1 protein-coding gene is annotated in these 571 nt (G+C 46.2%); it reads left to right on the top strand.

What is annotated here, in order from left to right; all coding sequences use genetic code 11:
* Window positions 1-151: 151 nt before the first annotated feature.
* The coding region (locus tag SYJ56_RS25840) for a carboxypeptidase-like regulatory domain-containing protein (RefSeq protein WP_323839297.1) at window positions 152-571 on the top strand (420 nt) is incomplete at its 3' end.

Here is a 571-nt window from a genome sequence, read left to right on the forward strand (position 1 = left end):
CAGAAGCTACCCCTCTTTTGCGCTGATAGGCAAAGATTCCAAAATCATCAAAGTATCCGGTTTTCCCGGTAATGACCCTGAAGAATGGGTGGATTTATTGGAGGAAACCTTGGAAAATGAATTCAATCACTAAGCAATTATATCAGTAGAAATGAAGAATTATATCATAAAACTTGTCCTGGGCTGCCTGCTGATCTTTTCTCAGCAGGCACTTTATGCGCAGCAAGAAAGTCTCATCTCCGGAGAGGTGAGATCTGCAGCAGATAGTGAACCCCTTCCGGGTGCCAGTGTGATGATCAAAGGATCTACGCAGGGCACCATTACCGATACAGATGGAAAATTCACGCTTTCCGCATCAAGAGATAGCACTTACCTGATGGTTTCCTACCTTGGGTTTATCAGCCAGGAGAGGGAGATTAACCTAAACCAAAGTGATGGCCTGGTTTTCTACCTGGAACCGGATCAGCTTATTCTTGGGGAAGTAGAGGTAGTGTCTACAGGCTATCAGGAAATCCCCAGAGAGCGGGCGAGTGGTTCCTTTGTACAGCTGGGTCAGGAGATGGTAAATCGC

The sequence above is a fragment of the Algoriphagus aurantiacus genome (assembly GCF_035156405.1).
Lineage (GTDB): Bacteria > Bacteroidota > Bacteroidia > Cytophagales > Cyclobacteriaceae > Algoriphagus > Algoriphagus aurantiacus.